The sequence below is a fragment of the Paenibacillus jepli genome (assembly GCF_047238105.1).
In the GTDB taxonomy this organism is placed as follows: domain Bacteria; phylum Bacillota; class Bacilli; order Paenibacillales; family Paenibacillaceae; genus Paenibacillus_D.
Map to the genome: position 1 here is coordinate 1,588,798 of NZ_JBDFMD010000001.1, position 22,617 is coordinate 1,611,414.

The 22,617-nt window shown below is 53.5% G+C and carries 20 protein-coding genes; 6 read left to right on the plus strand and 14 right to left on the minus strand.

Features of this window, described 5'->3' with window-relative positions; all coding sequences use genetic code 11:
* Positions 1-210: 210 nt before the first annotated feature.
* A complete protein-coding gene (locus ABC336_RS07135) occupies positions 211-477 on the minus strand; it encodes a winged helix-turn-helix transcriptional regulator (protein ID WP_413238022.1) in 267 nt (88 codons plus the stop codon).
* Positions 478-479: 2 nt separating this feature from the next.
* Here ABC336_RS07135 and ABC336_RS07140 point away from each other — a divergent pair, with 2 nt between their 5' ends.
* Complete coding sequence (locus tag ABC336_RS07140) at positions 480-980, plus strand: GTP cyclohydrolase II (protein WP_413238023.1); 501 nt, start codon at positions 480-482, stop codon at positions 978-980.
* A 279-nt stretch (positions 981-1,259) separates the two neighbouring features.
* Here ABC336_RS07140 and ABC336_RS07145 read toward each other — a convergent pair whose 3' ends face one another.
* Together ABC336_RS07145 and ABC336_RS07150 are read right to left on the minus strand one after the other, a co-directional pair.
* Complete coding sequence (locus ABC336_RS07145) at positions 1,260-2,240, minus strand: alpha/beta hydrolase (protein ID WP_413238024.1); 981 nt, start codon at positions 2,238-2,240, stop codon at positions 1,260-1,262.
* Between the two features lie 48 nt (positions 2,241-2,288).
* Positions 2,289-3,011, minus strand: coding sequence for a TetR/AcrR family transcriptional regulator (locus ABC336_RS07150; RefSeq protein WP_413238025.1), 723 nt, complete (start codon positions 3,009-3,011; stop codon positions 2,289-2,291).
* Positions 3,012-3,288: 277 nt separating this feature from the next.
* On the opposite strand from ABC336_RS07150, the gene ABC336_RS07155 reads away from it, so the two are divergent.
* From ABC336_RS07155 to ABC336_RS07175, 5 genes are read left to right on the plus strand one after another with little or no spacing between them, the layout of a single operon-like run.
* Entirely contained in the window at positions 3,289-4,245 is a 957-nt protein-coding gene (locus ABC336_RS07155; protein ID WP_413238026.1) for an ABC transporter permease, read from the plus strand.
* Positions 4,246-4,260: 15 nt separating this feature from the next.
* Positions 4,261-5,133, plus strand: coding sequence for a carbohydrate ABC transporter permease (locus tag ABC336_RS07160; protein WP_413238027.1), 873 nt, complete (start codon positions 4,261-4,263; stop codon positions 5,131-5,133).
* Positions 5,134-5,176: 43 nt separating this feature from the next.
* Positions 5,177-6,811: an extracellular solute-binding protein gene (locus ABC336_RS07165; RefSeq protein WP_413238028.1), complete on the plus strand. Its 1,635-nt coding sequence runs from the start codon at positions 5,177-5,179 to the stop codon at positions 6,809-6,811.
* 59 nt (positions 6,812-6,870) lie between these two features.
* Complete coding sequence (locus ABC336_RS07170) at positions 6,871-8,748, plus strand: sensor histidine kinase (protein WP_413238029.1); 1,878 nt, start codon at positions 6,871-6,873, stop codon at positions 8,746-8,748.
* Positions 8,745-10,301 (plus strand): response regulator transcription factor, encoded by a 1,557-nt coding sequence (locus tag ABC336_RS07175; RefSeq protein ID WP_413238030.1) that lies wholly within the window; start codon positions 8,745-8,747, stop codon positions 10,299-10,301. Before ABC336_RS07170 ends, ABC336_RS07175 begins: the two co-directional genes overlap by 4 nt.
* Before the next feature lie 3 nt (positions 10,302-10,304).
* Here the strand turns inward: ABC336_RS07175 and ABC336_RS07180 are convergent, their stop codons facing one another.
* The 11 genes from ABC336_RS07180 to ABC336_RS07230 form a co-directional block, all read right to left on the minus strand.
* Positions 10,305-10,877, minus strand: coding sequence for a cupin domain-containing protein (locus ABC336_RS07180; protein WP_413242458.1), 573 nt, complete (start codon positions 10,875-10,877; stop codon positions 10,305-10,307).
* An 82-nt stretch (positions 10,878-10,959) separates the two neighbouring features.
* Positions 10,960-12,945: an FtsX-like permease family protein gene (locus ABC336_RS07185; RefSeq protein ID WP_413238031.1), complete on the minus strand. Its 1,986-nt coding sequence runs from the start codon at positions 12,943-12,945 to the stop codon at positions 10,960-10,962.
* Positions 12,935-13,699, minus strand: a complete 765-nt coding sequence (locus ABC336_RS07190) for an ABC transporter ATP-binding protein (RefSeq protein WP_413238032.1) — start codon at positions 13,697-13,699, stop codon at positions 12,935-12,937. The genes ABC336_RS07185 and ABC336_RS07190 overlap by 11 nt, the downstream gene beginning before the upstream one ends.
* A 79-nt stretch (positions 13,700-13,778) precedes the next feature.
* Positions 13,779-14,798, minus strand: a complete 1,020-nt coding sequence (locus ABC336_RS07195) for a sensor histidine kinase (RefSeq protein WP_413238033.1) — start codon at positions 14,796-14,798, stop codon at positions 13,779-13,781.
* Positions 14,795-15,493, minus strand: coding sequence for a response regulator transcription factor (locus ABC336_RS07200; protein ID WP_413238034.1), 699 nt, complete (start codon positions 15,491-15,493; stop codon positions 14,795-14,797). The genes ABC336_RS07195 and ABC336_RS07200 overlap by 4 nt, the downstream gene beginning before the upstream one ends.
* A gap of 89 nt (positions 15,494-15,582) precedes the next feature.
* Positions 15,583-16,935 carry a sensor histidine kinase gene (locus tag ABC336_RS07205; RefSeq protein ID WP_413238035.1) on the minus strand — a complete coding sequence of 451 codons (1,353 nt, stop codon included), beginning with the start codon at positions 16,933-16,935 and terminating at the stop codon, positions 15,583-15,585.
* On the minus strand, positions 16,932-17,342 hold the full coding sequence (locus ABC336_RS07210) for a hypothetical protein (RefSeq protein ID WP_413238036.1): 411 nt from the start codon (positions 17,340-17,342) through the stop codon (positions 16,932-16,934). The genes ABC336_RS07205 and ABC336_RS07210 overlap by 4 nt, the downstream gene beginning before the upstream one ends.
* On the minus strand, positions 17,324-18,790 hold the full coding sequence (locus ABC336_RS07215; RefSeq protein WP_413238037.1) for a response regulator transcription factor: 1,467 nt from the start codon (positions 18,788-18,790) through the stop codon (positions 17,324-17,326). Before ABC336_RS07215 ends, ABC336_RS07210 begins: the two co-directional genes overlap by 19 nt.
* Positions 18,791-19,049: 259 nt before the next feature.
* Positions 19,050-20,645 carry an extracellular solute-binding protein gene (locus ABC336_RS07220; protein ID WP_413238038.1) on the minus strand — a complete coding sequence of 532 codons (1,596 nt, stop codon included), beginning with the start codon at positions 20,643-20,645 and terminating at the stop codon, positions 19,050-19,052.
* Between the two features lie 35 nt (positions 20,646-20,680).
* Positions 20,681-21,556, minus strand: a complete 876-nt coding sequence (locus tag ABC336_RS07225) for a carbohydrate ABC transporter permease (RefSeq protein ID WP_413238039.1) — start codon at positions 21,554-21,556, stop codon at positions 20,681-20,683.
* 10 nt (positions 21,557-21,566) lie between these two features.
* Positions 21,567-22,511, minus strand: coding sequence for an ABC transporter permease (locus ABC336_RS07230; RefSeq protein WP_413238040.1), 945 nt, complete (start codon positions 22,509-22,511; stop codon positions 21,567-21,569).
* Positions 22,512-22,617: the final 106 nt, after the last annotated feature.

Here is a 22,617-nt window from a genome sequence, read left to right on the forward strand (position 1 = left end):
TGCGCGGCTTTGATCAACGGAACCCTAGACAGCTTTTTTGCTCCCAGAGGTGGTGCTACGGGAACCCTAATTCATTTGTCAAATAACCTAACACCTAGTTGAATTATATGTCTAACCTTATTGACTGTCAATATAAATGTCAGGTTTATTTACATAATAATAAAAAATTAAAAACGACTGCATCATAAACAGCCGCTTTTCATCTCCGTTTTATTTCGGGTCGGAATCGTCAGGCAGTTCGATCCAGCGAGACGCCCATTTAGCGATATTCTCAAGCAACGGCGCCAGCTCGTGGCCTTTTTCCGTGAGCGAATATTCGATCCGCACCGGCTTCTCGGGATATACCTTCCTCTCGACGATTCCCTCCTCCTCCAACGTCTTCAGCCTCTCCGAGAGCACCTTGCCGCTCAGATTAGCCAGAGAATTCTCGATTGCCGCAAAGCGTTGGGGCCCTTCTAAATCAAAGGAAGGTGCCAACTATGTTGCAACCTCACGCATTATCCCTGCTTGGCGACAAGATCCATACTGTCGGTTCAGATACAACCTCGCTCATGCTGGTAGGGCCTATCAATTTGCCAGTCAATTTGGAAGGCAATACCGTCGTCTTTCAGTGGTATTGCTGGCTGCCTGTGAAAGATCAACTTGCTATAGACGAGTACCGCAGCGCTAATGTGGAGTTCTTTGTTCGTCGTCTGTCTATTTTAAACCTGGCGGAAAGCCAGCAATCGAGTGTGTTGGTATACGGCGATTTTGCACAAGATGCGCATGCGATCCCTGTCCGTCTGATCACCAATAACCCTAAGAAACTCGAGGCTTTGCGGTCGGCCGGTCTGAATGTCCTGGGCAGGGTTCCGCTCTGGGGCGATCAGTCGGAATATAATGCACGCTATCTGAAAACAAAGGTAGAGCGCTCAGGTCACTTCGGCGATCACGAGATCCGTTATCCGGAACAAGACGCAAAATTTCTCCAGGTTCATTAATGCTTAGCTTCCTATACACCCGAAATAAGACCATCGTCGGCTCAGTGAGCACCCCGATGGTCTTATTTTTTGTATCCTTACCCTTAGGACAACGAATGTGATTTACGCCAAAAGACATCGCGATGATTTTCACATTTGGCTCAATTGCCGGTGCGGTCATTCAGGCAACCCTTTTCGGGTGGATTATAAAACGTTTCGAAGAGAAGCGAGTATGATCTTTCTGGGTCCGAGTTTCTGCCTGCACTCGTTTTTGCATCCGTGAGCTATTTTCGCCTTGAATCAATTCATGTAAGTGTTGAACCAATCGAGCATTTGGCTAGAGTCCTTCGCAAAGTAGGTATATCCGTCCCAGCGCCGTGACGTTCCCTTAATCCAAAAGAGCTTCTTCTCTTCTATCGGAATATTGTCGTACATCGCCTGTATGTCGCTTGGCCGGGTCATCACATCGTCATGAACCTGGTAGAGGAACGTCGGAATCTTGACACTCTTTGCCGCTTGGACCGGAGACATATCATCTAGCCTAAAGCTGTTGTGCAGTCTGATGCGTTCTTCCAGATCGTCGATTCGGTCTGCGATTCCAATATGAGCCAGGGACTGCTCAAGCGTGACTCGGACAGAAAGCGGCTGCGGCGCGACCATGCAACGAACTTCCCGGAAGGCTTCGGGGTATTTGGCCATGGCGAACATCGTAGCGTTGCAGCCCATACAACGGCTGAACAATCCAATGATCATATCTCGCAAATCCTCGCGGCTGCGAACGTAGTTCAGCGAGCCGATGACATCCCGTGCTTCGAAAATGCCTGCGCTGATGATACCTCCGTTGGCCGCTCCGCTGTGGCCAAAGTTACGGAAGTCATAGGTCAAGACATTGTACCCGGCATCGTGCAATATTTTGTAGTCCGGTACGAGATTGACCTCAAAATCGTTGCCTCCGGCGGCGCCGATCGTCTTCCACGGTTCGAGGTGAGATGGAAGACCGGAGCGACTGAACCACAGCGGATGATTCGCAATGATGAGCTTATTCGAGCTGGGTGCCGGAATAAACCAGCCCTCTAGTGGCACACCGTCCAGAGAAGGGAACGTTACTTCCTCAAAGTCAAGATCATACTCGGCTGGAGTGTGCAGGATGGGGGAGCGCATCGATACACCGAAGTCGCTTGCGATCGTTTGCAGAATCTGTTCGATCTGTTCTTCTGATAAAGCACGCTTGCCCTGTCCTTCGCTTTCATAGTTACCTTGTTCCGTTTTAGTTTGAGTCATTGTTCAGTTTGCCTCCCTTTGGGAAATGAAGATCGCACATTCCTCTTATCATTCTGTGTCTCCGGCAAGTATGTTGAGCCAGTCATGCAGTAGTGCTATTTCCGATGCTCTCAGGGTTGAAACTTGGCCTCTCGGTAATTCCTCTCGCAGACGGGCAGCGGCGGCTACGATTTCTGGCGATGCAGGATGGCTTCCGTAGGCGGGATCCGGGCTGATTAACGCTGCCATTACGGCGTCGCGAGTGATGGAGACCAAGGGATCAGAAACGGTGCTATTGGTACGAATGAGATGAAGAGTTACCCCGATCGCGACCGATTCCACGACGTCTAGCGCTATCCTGATAGGCAGCCGCAGGCGACCGGCATCTTCATATAAGCGCATGAATTTCAGCAACTCAGACTGGGCGACAGATGCTACCTGAGACATACTTCGAATCAGCGGACGGCCGTACATCAGGTCGTACAGCGCAGGGTTGCTTACTCCGAATTCAACGTGCATGTCCCACCCTCGGCGGAAATCCGCATTAAGGTCACCCGTAAGGCCAACCTTTCGTTTTTGCTCGAGATACCGTTCGAATGCATCCATAACGACAGCCTGTACTAAACCATCCTTGTCGCCAAAGTAGTGATATAGAGTCGGTGCCTTTACACCTGCGGCTTCGCACACCTCCCGATTTGAAATTTCCCCGGTAGGTGAGGCGGCCAGCAATTGAGCTGTTGCCTCCATGATTCGCATCCTCGTCCCATTCGAACTTTCACTATCTTGAACCAAACCGATAACCTCCTTGTTAAGATTAGTGAGGAATCAAATAGTTAGCATTTCAACCGTATATCGATGATATACTTAACTGCACGAATTTGTAAACTGATGATATACTGGTTTTGTACTGGTATAAACAGTACACTACAACTTCTTGGTATTGATCTTTTCTTCGCAGCAAACAAAAATACTACAGAAAAACCTAGAGATTATTAAGGATTGCGTGCCCGGCGCCATGATACATTGTTGGCAACCCAGCCAAACTACGATCGAGAAAGAAGGGGAGAGCATGACATCTTCGCCTGCCGTCGCCGGCACAGAGCGGAAGCCACAGGCAAAGCAAGCCTTTTACCAAAGCAAGCGCTTCCGGCAAAATCTGCCGCTGCTGCTGATGCTGATTCCGGGGTTATTGTTTTATGCCATCTTCCGGTACCTGCCTTTAGGCGGGTTAGTCATCGCTTTCAAAGACTATAATTTTTACGACGGCATCTTGGCGAGTCCATGGGCGGGACTCAAGTATTTCGAAATTCTGTTTCAGTCCAGCGCCACACTACAGATCATCTGGAACACGCTGCACCTCAGCGTGCTCAATCTGGTGTTCGGATTCCCCGCACCGATCATCATTGCCATCGCGCTCAACGAAGTGCGCAAGAGCTGGTTGAAGCGGTGGATTCAAACGATCATCTACCTTCCTCATTTTCTATCGTGGGTTATCGTAGCCGGTCTGGTGCTGACCCTGTTCTCGATTGACGGCGGCACGCTCAACAAGCTGCTCATGCAATGGGGGATGGAGCCGGTGCCGTTCCTGTACCGTGCGGACTCGTGGATCGCCATCTTCGTCGGCTCCGGGATGTGGAAAGAAATGGGGTTCGGTGCCATCATCTATCTCGCCGCGCTATCCGCCATCGACCCTAGCCTGTACGAATCCGCCGGCCTGGATGGCGCAGGCAAGCTGCGGCAGATCTGGCACATCACGCTGCCGGGACTGCGGCCGACGATCATCCTGCTCTTGATCCTCGGGATGGGCCGCTTGATGGAGGTCGGCTTCGACCAAGTGTACAATCTGCAGAACCCGACGGTGCTGGAGAAAGCGGAAGTCATCAGCACCTACGTGTACAAAGTCGGCCTGCAGCAGGCCCAATTCAGCCTGACGACCGCAATGGGCTTGTTCGAATCCCTGGTCGGCCTGGTCCTGGTCTTGTCGGCCAATGCGCTGGCGCGGAAGTTCGATCAGGGATTATTCTGAAAGGAGGGATCGGGAGTGAGAGAATCCATGGGGGAGAAGGTATTAAGCGGATTTATTCATACGGTACTGATAATCATCGCACTCACCTGCATTCTCCCCTTCCTGCATCTGATTGCCTTGTCGCTAAGTGAAGGGCAGGCGGTCGATCTGGGACGCGTCTGGCTCTGGCCGGTGGGACTCGACCTGACGGCATACAGCTATTTTTTTGAGAATACACCGGCATTGCGAGCCTTCAACAACAGCGTCATCATCACACTGGTTGGCACATTTTTGAGCATGCTGGTCACGGTGACGACCGCCTATCCGCTGTCCCGGCGGTATCTGTACGCTCGCAAGCCCATCACCTTGGCGGCCCTGTTCACGATGCTGTTCAACGGGGGCATGATTCCAACGTATCTTGTGATGAACAATCTCCAATTGACCAATACGTTCTGGTCTCTATGGTTTGTCGGACTGGTCAGCACCTACAATATGCTGATTATGAAAAGCTATTTTGAGAACATCCCCGGAGAAGTCATCGAGTCAGCCCAGATGGACGGCTGCGGCGAGGTCCGGCTGCTTGCACGCATTGTGCTGCCGCTGTCGCTTCCGATGCTCGCTACCTTGACGCTGTTCTACGGGGTCGGGTACTGGAACATGTTTATGAACGTCATCCTCTACATCAACCGGACGGAGCTTCAGAACCTGCCGGTCATCGTCCAGAGCATGCTGCAGATGCAGAGCATGTCCAACATGATGGCGATGGATATGGTGCAGCAGCAGGAGCTGGTCTCCGAGAAGCTCAAGGCGGTAGGCGTCATGGTCATGGTGGTGCCGATGCTGATCGTCTATCCGTTCTTGCAGAAATATTTTGTCAAAGGCATTATGCTCGGCTCCATCAAGGGATGACAGCCTAGCATGCATTCACACATAACGAGGGGGAGTTAGTACCATGATCAATTCAACCCATAGCTACAAAAAAGTCTGCTCGTCGATCCTGACCGTCGGGCTCGCCGTGACCGTCGTCGCGGGCTGCAGCCAGCCCAAAGAAGGCGCGCAGCAGGGCGACGCCAAACCGAAGATTACAGCTTCCGTATATGACCGGGGCAATATCCCCGCATCGGAAGGCACGCTGGAGGACAACCGCTGGACCGCCTGGATGAACGAGCATTCTCCGGTAGAGGTCAAGTTCGTGCCGGTGCTCCGCTCGGAAGCGGTCAACAAATTGAACGTCATGTTCGCCTCGGGCACCGCGCCGGACATCGTCAACGATTATGACACCGGATTCCGCGATTCGCTGTATAAGCAGAAGCAGCTGCTGCCGCTCGACGATTATCTGCAGTATGCGCCCGAGTACGAGAAGCTGCTGGAGCAGTATCCGCAGCTGCGTCAAGTCGGGACCAAGCCGGACGGCAAACTGTACGAGATCGGCAAGATCAACGAGCCGCATCTGCAAAGCGTGGCCTTTATCCGGAAGGACTGGCTGGAGAAGCTGAATCTGGAGGTGCCTACGACCACGGAAGAGCTGTATACGGTCCTGAAAGCTTTTGTGGAGCAAGACCCTGACGGCAACGGCAAAAAGGACACGTACGGCATCAACATGAGCTATACCTCGGGCGGCATGGTGGATTCGATGTTCGGCTCGAACGGCTGGAAGATCTCGGATGACGACCGTGTCGTTCGCAGCTGGGACAATGCGCTGGAAGCGCTGAAATTCAAGAAACGGCTGTTCGAGGAAGGACTCGTCGACCGTGATTATCTGGCGGACCAGAACGGCGCCAAAGCCAAACAGGATTACCTTAACGGCAAGATGGGCGTCTACCTGCCCCCTGCGATTACCAATTGGTTTGAAAGCACGGTCTCGGACATCAAGACGATCAAGAAAAGCGTGCCGGATGCAGAGATTGCTCCGATGATGCAGCCGCGCTCGTCCATGGGACAATTCGTCCATCATGTCACCAACCCGATCCAAATGACGACCGTCATCAATGCCGCAGCCAACAATCCCCAGGCAGCGATGGAGTATATCAATTTTATGCTCCAGTCCGATACGGTGCTCACGCTCAGGAAAGGGATGGAAGGCGAGCACTGGTCCAAGGATGCGGATGGCGTGCTGAAAGTAACCGATCACGACAAGAATATGAAGGAAGTCGACTGGGCTGCCGATTATACGATGTTCTTCTCGCTGCCGCAAAATGACCATCTGACGTCCGAGGCCGCCTTCGATGTCAATGACCCGGACCAAAAGGCCGGACTGGACATGATGAAGCAAGCGGACAGCTACCTGCTTCACCCGGAGGCCAAATATCCTGCGCTCGCTCACTATGAGCATATGCCGGTCCTGCCAAGCGAACTGGTCGTGATCAACACCAATGTCAGCAAGGAAGTCAGCGATATTCTGGTCAAAGGCATCATCGGCGGCGCGAAATATTCGGCTGAACAAGCGATAGCCGATGCCCAGGCTGCGTGGGAGAAAGGCGGCGGCAAGCAGATCGAGGCCTACATGGATGAGTGGTATCAGGAAAATAAAGAGACCGCCTTCTTGGGCGAGGACACGCTGGAAATGGTGCGTTCGCAGCTGCAGTAGTTCGTTCGCCTCTTCTGTACATGAACACAGAAATTATTTGGTCCGGCACCCGCCGGGCCATGTTTATTTCAAAGCAGATCCAAAAAGGGTACAATCGGATTACATCAAGATCTTGCCGGGAGGGGATTGGTCTGCATCCTAGCGGTTGGCCAAGAGCGGCCGTCGAGACAATCAAAGGCAGCTTCAAAATCAAACTGACGGTCCTGCTCTCCTGCATGGTCTCGCTTGCTTTTGCCCTCGCAGGCTGGCTGGTCTATCAGGTTAATATCGAGCTGATGGAGGACGAGATCAGCACGCAGTTCTCGATCGCCAACGAACAGGCGCTGGCCCGTCTGGAGCTGACGATCCAGGAAGTCAACCGGGTGTCCCAATCCATCATCCTGAATCCTTCGATCGAGAGCTTCGTCAAGGACAGCGTAACCTCCGAAGGGGAGCTCTTCACCCAATACAAGAACCGCAAGTATGTTGAGGAACAGTTGACCAACCTGCAGGTCGATGCGCCGTCGATCCGTTCCGTCTTCCTGTTCAATGAACGGGATGAGCTGACGATCGTCTCCAGAAACGGCGCTTCACAGACGCCGTATCCGGACGATGTAGCCTCGGTGATGGCGAGGCTGCACACGCACCGCGGCAACCTGGTATGGGCCAGGGCAAGTCTGCCGAGCAGCATCGATCCGGGCGGCCGCAGAACCGTGCTGATCGCGGCCCGAAGGATGCTTAACGACAAGCTGGTGCCTTACGGGACGATGATGATGGTGCTGGAGGAGAGCTTCGTCGGCAAGGTCTTGTCGGATCTGAAGCGCAACGGCAAGGTGCTGCTGCTGGAGCCCGAAGGCGGCCTGCTCTATGCCAACACGTCGCCTGAGGAGACGGATCAGCTCCTGGAATTGACCAGTTCCCGGGAACCTCACTATGCCAAGATGGCAGGTATCACCTACTTAGTTGTCCAACATCGGCTGGAGCCTGCCGGCTTCACGTTGCTCGGGGGCGTCTCCTTGCAGGAGATCCAGCGCAAGAACAAAGACATCATCCGGATCTTTGCCTTGGCCGGCATCGGCATCGTTGCCCTTAGCGCCCTGCTGATCACGATCTCGTCCCGGACCCTCCTGTCCCCTCTGGCCGATCTGATGCAGGGACTGCGAAGGCTGCGCGGCGGCGACTTCTCGGCCAGGATCCGGGTACGGTCCGGCGATGAACTGGGTTACATCGGCGAGAGCTTCAATCAGATGGCCGAGCAGGTAGGCGGGCTCATCAACAAAGTCTACCTGGCCCAGATCAGCCAGCGGGAATTGGAATTGAAGGCGATCCAGGCGCAGCTGAACCCCCATTATCTGCACAATTTGTTCAATGAACTGTACTGGAAGCTGTACAGCGAGGACCAACTGGAGGCCGCCCATCTCATCCACGCCATCTCGGAGATGCTCAAGTACTCCCTTGAGCCCCTCCAGTCACAGACGACCTTGGGGGAAGAGCTGCAGCAGGTCCGCAACTACATCACGATCCAGACCGAGCTGTTCACCGGTGAGATCGAGACGGATATCCGGGCAGACGATGCGCTGCTGGCTGCGCCCATGATGCGTTGTCTGCTGCTGCCAGTCGTCGAAAATGTGTTCGTTCACGCCTTCCGGGACATGGAGAAGGGTCGCGTCTTGCGGATCGAAGCCCTGCTGCGCAACGATATCCTCCAGCTGGAGGTCACCGATAACGGCTGCGGCATGGATGAGCCTACGCTGCACGGGCTGCTCCATCATGACGATTACCAGCCGAGCGGAGATCGCACGGGCATCGGCATCCAGAGCGTGCTGCGCCGGATCGAGCTCGTCTACGGCGCTCCCTATGGCGTGGACATCATTACGGCTGTGGGTCAGGGAACGACCGTCCGCATCAAGCTTCCCCCAATAACGGCACTGCAAGAAGGGCAGGAGGATAAGTTATGAAAGGCAAGCTGTTTATCGCTGAAGATCAACCCAACTTTCGCAAAGGGCTGCTGAAGCTGGCCGGCAAACGGTCCTCCGAGTGGATCGTAGCCGGAGAAGCGGCCAACGGGCAGGCAGCCCTGCTCCAGATGGAGGCTTGTATCCCGGACTTGCTCATCACGGATATCCGGATGCCCGGCATGGACGGGCTGCAGCTGACAAGAGAGATTCGCAGCCGCGGCTGGAAGACGAAGATCGTCATCATTACCGGCTTCAAGGACTTTGCCTACGCGCAGTCCGCGCTCAAGTTCGGCGTGTTGGATTTTATCACCAAACCGTGCGTGGAGGCAGACATCCTGAGCCTGCTCGACCGGACCTATATCCGCCTCCAGGAAGAACACCAGTCTCAGCGGCTCATCGAAGAATGGCGACAGCAGCATGAAGACAGCCAATTGCGCTCCGCCATGCTGGGGATCTCCTGTAATCCCGGCGAGCTGGAGATGCTGCTCGGCCGTATGGAGGCAGGAGAAGTCTGTTTCCTCTCGGTTCCCGCATATGCCTCAGGGGAGAAGCTGTATACGGCACAGGATATCCCGCTATTGCAGTACGCTGTTGTCAACATCATGCGGGAACATCTGCAGCACTGGTTTGGAGACGGGTATCGCCTGATCCCGCTCACCGTCTCGCAATGGGCGCTGCTCGTCGACAGGGCCGCTTCTGCAGCGACCCTCCCCGCTTCCTGGCTGGACACCCTCTCCCGTTCGGTGCGTCAATATCTGAAGCTGAGCCTTGTATACAGCAGCGCCGTGCCATGCCGTATGCCTGAAGATCTGCAGCAGAGCTACGAACGTTATGGTGTCGATCCGGATCGGGGAGCAGGAGTGGAGGCTTATGCGTTAGGCGATTCCCTGATTGACCAAGCGGCCCTCCATGAAAAGGAGAGCCAGATTCTTGCCCTCCTCATGTCAGGCGATAACAGTCAGTTGGGAGCCTTACTGCAACAGCAGGCCGACACGATCAGCTCGCTGCCTCTGCAAAAAGGGAAGATCGAAGCCTTGCTGCTGGCGACCGCGCTGATCCGGCAAGTCCAGGTCCAGTTCTCCGAGTGGCCGATGTCCTCCAGCCCCATCGCGTGGAGCGACCTGTACACATGCGATTCGCCGCAAGCGATCACAGCTTGGCTGCAGGCACATATCGAGGGGTTTCTGGACGCGCACCAGGCTTGGCTGGACAGCAAAAACGACACGCCCGTCAAACAAGCGGTCCGTTTCATCCAGGACAAGTATATGGAAGCATGCGGACTGTCCGAAGTGGCGGCCCATGTCCACCTCAACCCCAGTTATTTCAGCAACCTGTTCAAAAAAGAAACCGGTGAGAGCGTCACCGGCTATATCCAGTCTCTGCGCATGCAAAAAGCGAAGCTCCTGCTCGGCAGCACAGACATGAAAATATTCGAGATCGCCGAAGCCGTCGGCTTCAATGATTCCAATTATTTCACCCATATGTTCAACAAACTCGAGGGGCGTTCGCCGAAGGAATACCGGAGACAGATGGGAACCTGCGCCCCCTCTTGATTGCTATTCGTGGGATGCCATAGCGTCAGCCTTTGTAGCATGAACAGTGCCAAATGGATGCTCCGGCGGCGCATAAATGACGTATACCTTCAGGGGCTTGTTGCCGGTGTTGGTCAGATTGTGCCACTTCCCGGCAGGGACCATGACAGCAAAGTCATCGTAGGCTGCAGCCTCGAAATCCAGCTTGTCTTTGGAATCCCCCATCTGAACCAGGCCCTGCCCCTCTTCAATTCGGATAAATTGATCCGTATCCGGGTGGACTTCCAATCCGATGTCACTTCCGACAGGGATGCTCATCACGGTGACCTGGAAATGCTCCCCCGTCCATATAGCCGTACGGTACGTGTGATTCTGTTTCGTTACTTGTTCGATGTTAACGACATAGGGCTCTTTGCCCTGATCCCCAATCCCCGCCGCCTGCAAAGAACTGAACCGCTCATTGCTATAGTATGGCGGATACACCGGTGGATAGGCCATCATGTAGTGAGGATGAATGTGTGCAGGATAAGGCTGATAGGGTTGCCACGAGTAATAGGGATAGGCCGGGGCCATGGTTGCCTGTGGAACAGCATGCATCATATTTTCATTCCCTCCATATTTCAAGCTACCCCATCCTATGCCTAATGTCTGGAAAATGTATCCTGTCCGACGACAAGGCTTATACCGATCTTCGATAGGCTGATTTCAAGCCAGCGTAGTAGATAGCGATGGCGACCGCAAACAAAGCGGTAATCTTCAAGCCATTGACCAGAATGGTTGCGCGGTCGATCTCGAGCTCCATCGTCTGGCCGAAATGGATCGTCACGCATAAGATCAATCCGATCAAGCTGCCGGTTGCGACAGGCAAGGCGATGACCATCTTCAGCTTTTGCTCCAGGTAGTGTTTGACTTCACCCGACGTAACGCCGATCGTATGCAGCAGCTTGATCTTGCGCCGGTCCTCCTCCAGATCGGCAAACACTTTGAAGTAGAGGACAACGCATACGGTCACAAAAAAGAGTAAGCTAATAAAGGAGAGGATAAACAGAGCAAAGCCGCCGACACGCTTCGTATGGGCAAAACGGTCATATTTCGAGAAAATGGTAAACGGTTCCGGATACCGCTCGGCGATCGACGCGACGGCAGCCGCGCGACTCTCGTCAGTGGCCGCGAGCTCCTCGTTCATCCGGACCTTCAGTTGCTCCACGAACGCCCCGCTCTGCATCCAGTCGGCGAAATCAACGACGATGATAGTCCCCCGCTCCTCCGTCGCCGCTGCATCTGCAACGTTCCGATAGTCCCCTTCGTGCAGTACAATAAGCAAGGGCTGCGGGAACATATAGCGGTCGAATAATTGGACCCGGTCCGTCCCCTCATGTCGAAATGAAAACGTCTGATGACCGACTGCAAGCTTCGCTTCATCCAGAAAATACGTCAAGGCTTCTCCCTTCGCCCCATTAAAGTCCAACACGAGTGCCGCGCCCGGGGTGACGGCAACCGGCTCCGGCAAGATAAGATTGGCCGTGTCGCTGGAAGCCGCGATCACCTGCTTGTTGGTGCGCCATGGGGCATGTCGGAGCTCCGGCGCTTCCACATAGACAACCTCCAATGTCTGGATCCTCTTTATATCCGTCCCCGTCTCCGCTTGGAGGGCTTCCAGGTCCAGGCCTGCCAACAGCTGGACCGAATCGTAATCCTTGAATGCCACATCGTTCCATTGTTCTTTATCGGCCACTTCGTAGCTTTGGTTATACAGCGTATAGGATAGCGTAGCAAAAAAAACAATGCCGATGCTGAGCAGACACACCATCAGGATGACGGACCGATTTTGGGCAAACCTGGAGGCAAACTCCGAAAGAATCAGAAGGTTGCGATGGTAGAAAGTCGCTCTCCTTTTCCATAATGCAACCATCAGGCCAATGAAATTGTTCATCCACAAACAGATGCCGGCGATGCATGCAAGCAGGCCGAAGAGAATTGCCTTCTGCATCGAATCCGTATTCAACGGATCGCTCGTGTACAAATACAAAAACAACAAAGCTGCGAACATGATCGCCAGTCCTGCGAAGGAAGCAAGCTTGCTCCCGGTGCGCCTGAGCTCTTGCAAGCGGTTGGATTGCATCATCGCGGTGATCGTCGTTTCCTTCAGCTTGACGAGCGTCAAGATTACGATCGTGAGGTAGATGAGCGCAAAACAAGCCGCTGTCAACAGGAAACTGGGAATCGTCAAGGAAAACCGGATCTCCTCCAGCTCCAGGATCGCTGTCGTTACCATGAAGATGAGTCGGGCCAATACGCTGCCGCTGGCCAAAGACGCCAGAAGAGCACCGGCGAAGATCACGCTGTTCTCGAGGATAATCATCTTCTTCAAATCCCGGTAGAGCAGCCCGTAAGACAATAGAATACCCATTTCGCGATTTCGGTTTTTCAAGAAATGATGGTAGGCATATGTAATCAGAAAGACAGAAAAACCGCCACAAAGCACGCCGCCGATCAACACGATTTGCCTCGTCCCTGCCGAAGTCTGATCTGAAAATCCCGGTGCAAACCAGATCGAGGAGAACAAAAAAAGGATCATCATTGAAAAGGAGATGCACAGAAAATAAGCGGCATATTTTCTGTAATTGGCCAGCACGGTTTTGAAGATGAACCGGTTAAACGTCATATTCATCGTCCTCCAACACGGCCAGATGATCGAGGATTTCTTTTGCGAATGCCTCTTGCGAAGCTTTCTTGTCCAATTGCGTACGCAGTTTGCCGTCTTTGAGAAACAGCACCCTGTCGCTATAGCTCGCCGCGAACGGATCATGGGTGACGAGCAAGACCGTAGTTCCATAGTAGGCGTTAACGGCTTTCAAGCTCTCCAACACCGACCTGGTCGATTTGGAATCCAGATTGCCGGTTGGCTCGTCGGCGAAGATGACCGACGTATCGTTGATCAGCGCCCGGGCAACCGCTGTTCTTTGCTGCTGCCCGCCTGACACCTGATAAGGATATTTGTTCCACAGATGCTCGATACCGAGACGTTCCATGAGCTTGTCCGCTTTGTCGTTCATAACCGCAAGCTTGTCCCGATTGAGAATCATCGGCAGCATGATGTTTTCCTTGATCGTCAGGCTGTCCAGCAAGTTGAATTCCTGAAAGATGTAGCCGATATGCTGTCTCCTGAATAATGCCAATTCATCGCCATCCATGCCGCTAAATGCAACATTGCAGATTCGCACCTCTCCGGATGTCGGTTTATCGAACCCGCTCAGGATGTTTAGCAGGGATGACTTCCCGCTTCCGGAAGGACCCATTATGGCAGTAAACTCTCCCTGCTCCAATTCTATATTGATACCGGATAGAGCTATCGTCTGGATAACTTCTTTGCCGCTTCCAAACACTTTTTTGATGCCTTTTCCGACTACCGCGCACATAGCGCCCCCTCCTTCTCAGCTTTAATGCCATTATAGGGACGAGGGAGCCGCGATACAATTACGTCAGCTAACGCTTAGCTTACGATTTCGTTAGATAAGCAATCTTTACGGTCGTGCCTTGTCCTTGCTTGGAGGAAATCGTGACCATATGGTTCAATTGCTCCGCGATGCTTCTCGCGATATGCAGTCCGATGCCGGTGGAGCTTCTTACCCGGCGGCCGTTGTCGCCTGTGAAGAACGGCTCCCAGACCCTTCTCAGATCGTGCTCGGGTATGCCGATGCCGGTATCCGATATGACCAGGATGACTCGCCCCTCGTCTCTCTCGATGCGAAAAGCAACTTCTCTCGCAGCTTGCTGGACGGAAGTATACTTGATCGCGTTCGAAACGATCTGTTCCAGCAGCAGGCTATTCCATTTGCGGTCTGTCAGCACGTCGGCCTGCTCCTCCGCAATGTCCCACTTGGGGTAAACGTCATGCAGGATAAACTGTTCTTTCTGGCGATTGATCAATTCGCGCAGCGCCGTGATCAGATCGGTGCTCTCGATCCGATAATCCTGCTGGAACGCATCCAGCCGCAAATAGGCCAAAACCTGATTTAAACGTTCGTTGACCAATTGATTTTCCTTGTTCATCTTATCCAGCATTGCAGGGGCAAGGGCTTCATCTCTGCTGTTCTGCAGCATCAAATCTATTACGGAAGTCGGCGTCTTGATCTGATGGATCATCCGCGAAAGAATGTCGATTTTTTGGGCGTTTCTCATCTCGAATTGATCGAGCAGCGAAACATAACGATGCTCGGCCGTGTGCAGGGTATGGATAGCGTGTCTCTGTTCCTCACTCCAGCCCTGTATAACGGCTGTAGGATGGGAATGGTCTTCGGAACGCTCGAGATAACGATGGAAAGCCGCATAGCGAAAGGCTCGTATACTCATGAAAATCAAATAGACGAAGGTGACCAGTATGACGGGATAAGCGATTTCGAGCTGCCTTCCCGTCTGCAGCCAGACGAACAGAATGACCAGCGCGGCACTGGCATAAAAGGATAACGTGTACAGAAAATGATCTTTCAAAAAGGAACTGAAAACCGCCCGTTTCATTCTGCATCTCCTAACCAGTAGGTCACGAATTTGTAGCCGTAGCCTCTTTTGGTATGAATGACATTTTCGATCCCGATCTCGTTCAGTTTGTTTTTTATTCGGGAAATATGGACGTTAAGCGTATTGGGATCGACAAAAGCGACATCGTCCCACAACTCATTCAGCAAGCTTTCGCGGGAGACGAATACGTTGCGATCCTGCACCAGTCGCTTGACGATTTTAAATTCATTTTTGGTCAGCTCGACCCGCCGGGCTTGATAGGAAACAAGAAAGGTATCGCCATCCAGGACAAAATCCCCGAGGTGAACGCCGCTCCGATTGGTTTCATATTCGCCATAGGTCCGCCGGATGCACGCTCTGATCTTGGAATGCAGCAATTCGACGCTGAACGGCTTGACCATATAATCATCTGCTCCCAGCTCCATGGCGAGGATCTGATCGGATTCCGTATTTCTCGCCGAGATCATCAGGATCGGAACATGGCTTTGCTTGCGGATCGCTCTGCAGATATGGAAGCCGTCCACGCCCGGCAAATGAATATCGAGCAGCACGACGTTCGCCTCCGCCTCCATGATCTGCCCCACGACATCATCGAAGCGTTCGATGACGGACACGCGATACTCATACTTCTCCAACATCCGCGAGATCAGACTTCTCAGCTCAGAGTCGTCTTCGACCAATACGATCTTGTACAATCTTCTTCCCCCTCTTCAACCCGTTCTATAAAAAAAGACCCATTAGCATCATATCTAATGGGGAAATGAATAATCAAGCAGCAGCCTCGCTAGATGCTCGGAATGGTAACGATGACAGTCGTGCCGCGTCCTGGCCGGCTCTCTACGCTTACCCCGTACGCGTCGCCGAAGAGCAGCCGGATCCGGGAGTGGATATTGCTGAGTCCGATGCTGCTGCCGGAAGGATGATCGATCGCCTCCGGGGCAGCTTCCAGCTTCGCCCGCAGCCTCTCCAGCGCATCGCTGGCGATGCCTCTTCCGCTATCGGTAATCCGGAAGCATACATCGCCTTGCTCATTCAGGCTTCCGATAACCTGTAGACCTTCACCCGATTCCTTGCTCCCGAGCCCATGATAGACCGCATTCTCGACGAGGGGCTGCAGGATCATCTTCGGCGTCTTCAGCTCCGCTACCGCGTCATCGACCTGCACCTCCATCTCGTAGCGGTTCTCGTAACGGATCGAGATGATATGCATATAATCCTCGACACACTGGATCTCTTCGCGGATCGCTACCAGTTCGTCCTGCTTGATGCTGTAACGGAAGATTCTCGACATGCAAGAGGTGATCTGGGCGATCTCCCTGCTGCCGTACTCGAGTCCGATGCTGCTGATGCAGTTCAATGTATTGTAGAGGAAGTGAGGATTGATCTGGCTCTGCAAAGCAGAGAATTCCGCCTGTTTTTTGCTCAGCTTCATCTCATAGAGCTGGGCCTGCGCATGGAAGATGTCCCGCGTCATCAGCTCCATATTTTCGATCATGCGGTTGATATCGTACGCCAGCGCGCCAACCTCATTGGTTGAACGAACCTTGACCCGGAAGCCCCGCTCTCTGCCGCCGATCTTCCGCATATCCGCTATCAGCCCCATGACCGGCCGGGTCAGACTGTTCAGGAAGTAATAGCCAAGCAGGATCATGCTGAGCGTCATGCCGATGCCGGCAATGATGCTCACTCTTCGTATCGCATTCATATCCGTTGTCAGCTCGCGTACCGGGATCCGACTGACGATGCTCCAGCCGTCCGCCAGCTCCAGATCTGTCCGCTGGATGATATAATCCTCGCTGCCTCGCTCCGCCAGCAGTTGACCCTCGGCTAACTCGGCCTGCCCCGCCATCCGGTTGGAAGCGATGATCTCATTATGACTGTTCAGGATAGACAACGTTGAATGAGGTGTCAGCTCCGTATTCTCAACCAGCTCCTGGAGCTTGCTGGTATTGACCATGACCGAGCAATAGCCTGTTTTCTGCAAAAAATGAACGCCGCCGATCGATTCGATAATCGGTGCGACATAGAAGAAGTACTCGGCTTCCGTCTTGTCATGCTGGAGCAGCGTCGTAAAGATGCCGCCGTCCGCGTCTTCCTGCTGACTGTAGGTACGCATGAAATCATCGTATGGCTTCAAAAAAAAACCTCGCTGGTGGCGGGCGCCGAGCTGAAGACGCGCCTGCCCTTGCTGTCGCTGATGATCATGCCGCTTACATAGGAGTTGAAGGAACGCATATAATCCATCAGATCGATCACATATGCTCCGATCTCAATATTCCGCTTGTAGTTGTCCTCGACGATCGTAAACTCCTGGATCTTCTTGTTGCTCACCACAATGTTCGTACTGACGATAATATCCTCGAATACCGAGTCGATCTTCTGACGCGTTTGTTCGATGATCGTGTGACCGTAATTGGCGGCGCGCTTCTGCGTCAGATGATAAAAGCTGTAGTAGAAATAAAGCTCCATGACCGTAAATAACAGGATCGCAATCAAAAAGATAAACAGGATCTGATGCTTCAGTTTCAATCGGCTGAGACGCACGCGGCTCCCTCCAGGCTCCGTTTTCGATACTTGGCTGGCGTAATCCGGCACTGTTTTTTGAATACCTTGTTGAAGTAATAGTAATCAACATACCCTACCTTGGCGGCGACCTCTTCAATCGACCACGGGCTTTGCTCCAGCAGCTCGCAAGCTTTTCTGATCCTCAGGTCGGTTACGTATTCCGAGAACGTCTTGCCGAGCAGCTTCTTGAACAGCTGACAGCAATACACCTGGTTGATATGAAACTGCGCGGCCAGTTCCTTGAGATACAACCGCTGCTCGTAGTTGCGATCGATATATTGCACCATCTGGAGGAAACAGGAATGAATCGTCCCATCGTTATCCAACGGCCGGCTTATCTGCTTGAGATAGACCAATACATCATGAATAAACCCGCAAAGCGATTCGAAGTGCTCGAAACGCTCTTGTAACTCGACGTAATTCAGAAACTCAAGCTCCATGTCCTTCAACGCCTCGGCATACGTGCCCATCAGCACGCCGACGGTCTGATTCCACAAGAAGACCGCTTCTCCCATGCCCAGGTCTTGCTGCCTGAAGTACGACTGGATCCGATGAATAAACGCTTTGATATCCTCCGGCGTCTTCTCCTCGATCAGAGAAGGGATCTCTTCGATAAACGGCTTGACCATCTCCAGTCTCGGCTCGTACGTGAAGAGGCCCTGACCTTCCTGGATAAAAAGCTGCGAAACCGCCAGATCCGCTTCCTTGATCAGCTTCGCTACCATTTCCCGGTCATCGGTAATGCTGCTGATCCCCGCCGCTCTTAACGCCTCCCCGTCAAAAGCCGCATTGTCCAACTGCCCGAGCTCGGCCCGGTCCCCGCTTTTCAGAATATGCAGCGTTTTCCTTTTGCCGGAGGCGACGACCATCCTCTTGCTGCTGTCGAACCCTGCGAATACGGAGCGGCTCTCTACAGTACTTTCCCCATCCAGCATAACGACGCGATACCAGACCTTCTCCGATTCTTCAAAGAAGGGCGTAAATCGCTGAACCTCTGTGTTGTCCGCCGAGGTAAGGGCTTCCAGCATCAGTTGATTTCTCTTGCTCTGTTGTTGGCTTAGCTGCTGCAACAGCTTCTCGATCAGTCCGTCTGTAGTCTCGATGTCGATCGGCTTCAGACAATAGTCCAGAGCCCCGAACCTTAACGCTTCCTGGGCGTAAGCAAACTCCGAGTATCCGCTTACAACCACAAAGCCAACATCCAGATCTTGCTCCCGGATAAGCCGCATCAGCTCGAGTCCCGACATCTCGCCCATTTGGATATCCGTAAACACGAGATCGGGAGGTTGCGCGCAGATGGCTTCGAAGGCTTTGCGGGGGCTCGTGAACTCCCCGGCAATTTCGAAACCGTATTTGCTCCAGTTGAAGGCGTTGCGTATGCCTTTGATCGCCCACGGTTCATCGTCCACAATCAGAACACGATACATAAGGACCTCCTCTATAGAACCCCACAAAGTAGAGCCTTTTCTTCGAAGCATAGCCTGATACTGTGCGTGGGCCCCGGAAACATATCATATTTGGAAAACCCTGAGTATAGTTTACGCCTAATTCGTCTGCAGTACCATAGGATTGCTCGCCTCTCATGCAAAAAGCCTGCGACCCCGCAGCTCGGTAGGCTGCGGGGTTCAGACTGCTCCCGGATACTGACGGCAGCGTAATTGGCGCTATCCGCGCACTGCTGATTTGTTAGCTTTTGGATTGCTCCTGGGCCTGATACAGCTTGATGTTTTCTTCCATGACGGCCTGCCCGCCAGCTTCCATGTATTCGGCTACCAGCTGGTCGTACAGGGCGTCGAATTCCGCCGGCTTGGAGACGATGAGACGATCCGTCATTTGTTTGGTCAGATCGCTTAGCGTTTTGCCGAATTTGATATTGGCCTCATTAGGCGTTTCGTAGTAGTAATGCGTGTAGGTATCGGTCGTGTTAATCTTGTAGGACAGCTCCGCAACCGATTCCAGTCCCGGCGCCGACGCAGCGAGCGCCTTGATATTTTTCTCCTGATCGCCCAGCTCAACGCCGTTGACCACCAGCGTATAGTCCAGGTTTAGATAGCTGGTCTGCATGTTGTCTCCGGTCTGATTGATGACTTGCGGGATGCCGTCCGCCATCTCATGGTTCACGCCTGCCTCGCCGTACTGCAGGAAGAACAGCACCTCGGGATCAGCCATCCAGTTCAGGTATTTCATCGCCAGCTCGGCGTTTTTGCTGCTCTTGGGGATGATGACGTTGATCCCGTTTTCGTTATAGGCTACTTTTTTGTATTTGCCTTCATAGTTCTTGAAGGTGTCGACCGGCAGGAACTCGGCTTCCGGGACATTGGCTTTCAGCGGCTCGCTGATATTCTGACGCAGCGGATAATCCCAGTTGGCGCCGAAGAAGCCGACCTTGCCGTTGGTGACGTCAGCATCTGCCTGCTGCGCGGTTTTGTCGAGCGCGAAATCGGGGCTGATCAGCTTCTCATTGTAGAGCTTGTTAAGGAAGCGGAGATATTCCTTGTTGCCTGGCCGCAGCCAGCCCGGGATCGTCACGAACTCCTCCTCCGTCTGCTCCTCCCAGAAGGACTCCGCCAGGTTGCCGAACGTGTAGTTCATCCCTGTCGCCGCGACGCCCCACGGGATCACACCATCTACCCCGCCCGGGTTCTGATCCCGGAATGCCACCAGTGTCTCATACAGCTCATCCTGGTCCGTCGGTACTGGCAGACCGAGCTTATCGAGCCAATCCTTGCGGATGAACAGGCCGTTCCACGCCAAAGACGTCCGCTTCGCCGGAATGGCCATCTGCTTGCCGTTATATACGCCATAGTCCAGCACGGTCTCGCCCAGATAGGCCTTCAGCTGCTGCCCGTGCTCCTCCAGCAGTTCGTCCAGCTCCATGATCCCGTTGATCTTGGCATACCTTGATACGGTAGCGCCGTCATAAGTGAACGACACATCAGGCGCCTCGTCGGCCGCCATCAGCACATTCAGCTTATCGACCTCCTGCGAGCGAGGGATCGGCACAAACTTGACGACGGCATTGTTCGCCTTGCCGAAGTTCTCGTTTATGTACCTCGTCCAGGTGTTGTTGTTCAGATCCGGCTGCCCTTGGATCCCCCGGTCGAAGATGCCTACAGTCAGCGTTGCCGGCGGGTCTGCGGGCTTCTCCTCCGGTGCATTCGAGGTCTGCGGCGTGTGGTTGGATGGCTGCGGGCTATTCGCTGTATTGCCGCTGCATGCGGCCAATAAGCTCGTCATCAGAGTCAATGTCAGTACATAAGACAACCAAGGTTTTCTTTTCATGGATACCCTCTCCTTTAGGTTTTCAATGCTTGCCTTTAGCCTTTGATGGCCCCGAGCATCAGCCCGTCGACGAAATATTTCTGCAGCTTCGGATAGACCAGCAGGATCGGCACCGTGGCAAAAATAACGCTGGCCGCCTTGAGCGATTCGGGGACGATATGGGTGCCGAAGCCGCCCTCCCCTTGCTGTTGATTGTCCAGCTGCTGGCTCTCAGTAATAATCTGGTACAGCTTCAGCTGCATCGGATACAGATTTTTGTCGGTAATATAGAAGAGCGCGTCCTGGAACCCGTTCCACCGGTCGACCGCATAGAACAAGCTTAAGGTCGCAATCGCCGGCATCGACAGCGGCAGCACGATCCGCACCAGAATGCCCAGCTCGCTGCAGCCGTCGATGGCCGCAGACTCCTCCAGGCTGTCTGGCAGCGAGGAGAAGAACGTTTTGAGGATGATCATATAGAACACGCTCATCGCCCCCGGCAGGATCAGACTGCCCATCGTATTCATGAGCTGGAGGTTCTTGACCAGGATATAGTCCGGGATCAGCCCGCCGCTGAAGTACATCGTCACGACCATGATGGCGAGGAAAAAATGGCGTCCCCTAAGCCGCTTTTTGGTCATCGGATAAGCCGCACAGATCGTCACGACCATGCAAGTGAGCGTAAAAAACGCAGTCAGAACAACTGTGTACCCGAGAGCGTATACCATTTCCGCATCCTTAAGAATGGCTTTGTACGTATCCAGCGTGAATTCGACAGGCCACAGCCCGACCTTCTGAGAAATAATCGCATTGTTGGAGCTTAAAGAAAGCGCGATCATATAAAGAAACGGAACCAGGCAGGTCAGCGCTACGATGGTAATGAATACGATAATGGCGAGATCCGCCAGCCCGGTTTTTCGATTGGTTAACATGGTTCGCCTCCTACCATATGCCCTGCTCGCCGACTTTTTTGGTAATGTAATTGGCCGTCAGCAGGAAGATCAGCCCCACCACCGACTGGAACAGCCCGACAGCCGTCGCCTGCGAGAAATCTCCAGCTCCGATACCGATTCGGTATACATAGGTACTGATGACATCGGAGTATTCGCTGACCAGCGAGTTGCCCAGTACATACGGCCGGTCGAACCCGATCGACACCATCCGTCCGATCTGCAGGATCAACAGGATAATAATGGTCGGCTTGATGCCGGGCAGCGTAATATGCCAGATCTTGCGGATCCGGGTACAGCCGTCGATCGCCGCCGCCTCATACAGCTCCTTGTTGATGCCAACCAGCGCAGCGAGATAGATGATCGTGCCCCAACCGACATTTTGCCAGACGCCGACAAGGACGTACAGGACGATCCAGTTGTTCTTGCGGGAGAGAAATTCGATCTCGGTCAAGCCCAGGCTCGTCACCAGACTATTGGCGATCCCGCTCGTGGAGAAGATCAGATACACCATGCCGCCGATGATCACCCACGAGAGAAAATGCGGCAGGTACAGGACCGATTGGGCAATCTTCTTGAAGCGGGTATGCCACAGCTCGTTCAACAGAATCGCCAGGATGATCGGTGCCGGGAAGCCGACGACCAAGTCAAGGGTATTGAGCACCAGCGTGTTCTTCAAGGCCCGATAGAAGCTCTTCTGCTCGAAGATAAACTTAAACACGTCTAGCCCTACCCATTCGCTGCCGCTGATGCCCTGGAAAATATTATAATCCTGAAAAGCCATCAGCACGCCATAGATCGGACCATATCGGAAGACGGCGATATAGGTGAGCGGCAGGAGCAGCAGGACATAGAGCATCACGTCACGTCTGAGGCTGTAGAGCAGCTTTCTCTTTCGTTTGATAGGGATGCTGGACGATTCAGTAACCGCTTTCACTTGTATCCTCCTTCGTTGATTAAAAGTTGAGTCTCCTCTCAGCCGGCTGGCAGCCTGCGGCGAGGTTTCTCATGTACCTAAGTGTACGCTCGCGCTTGTGCAATAA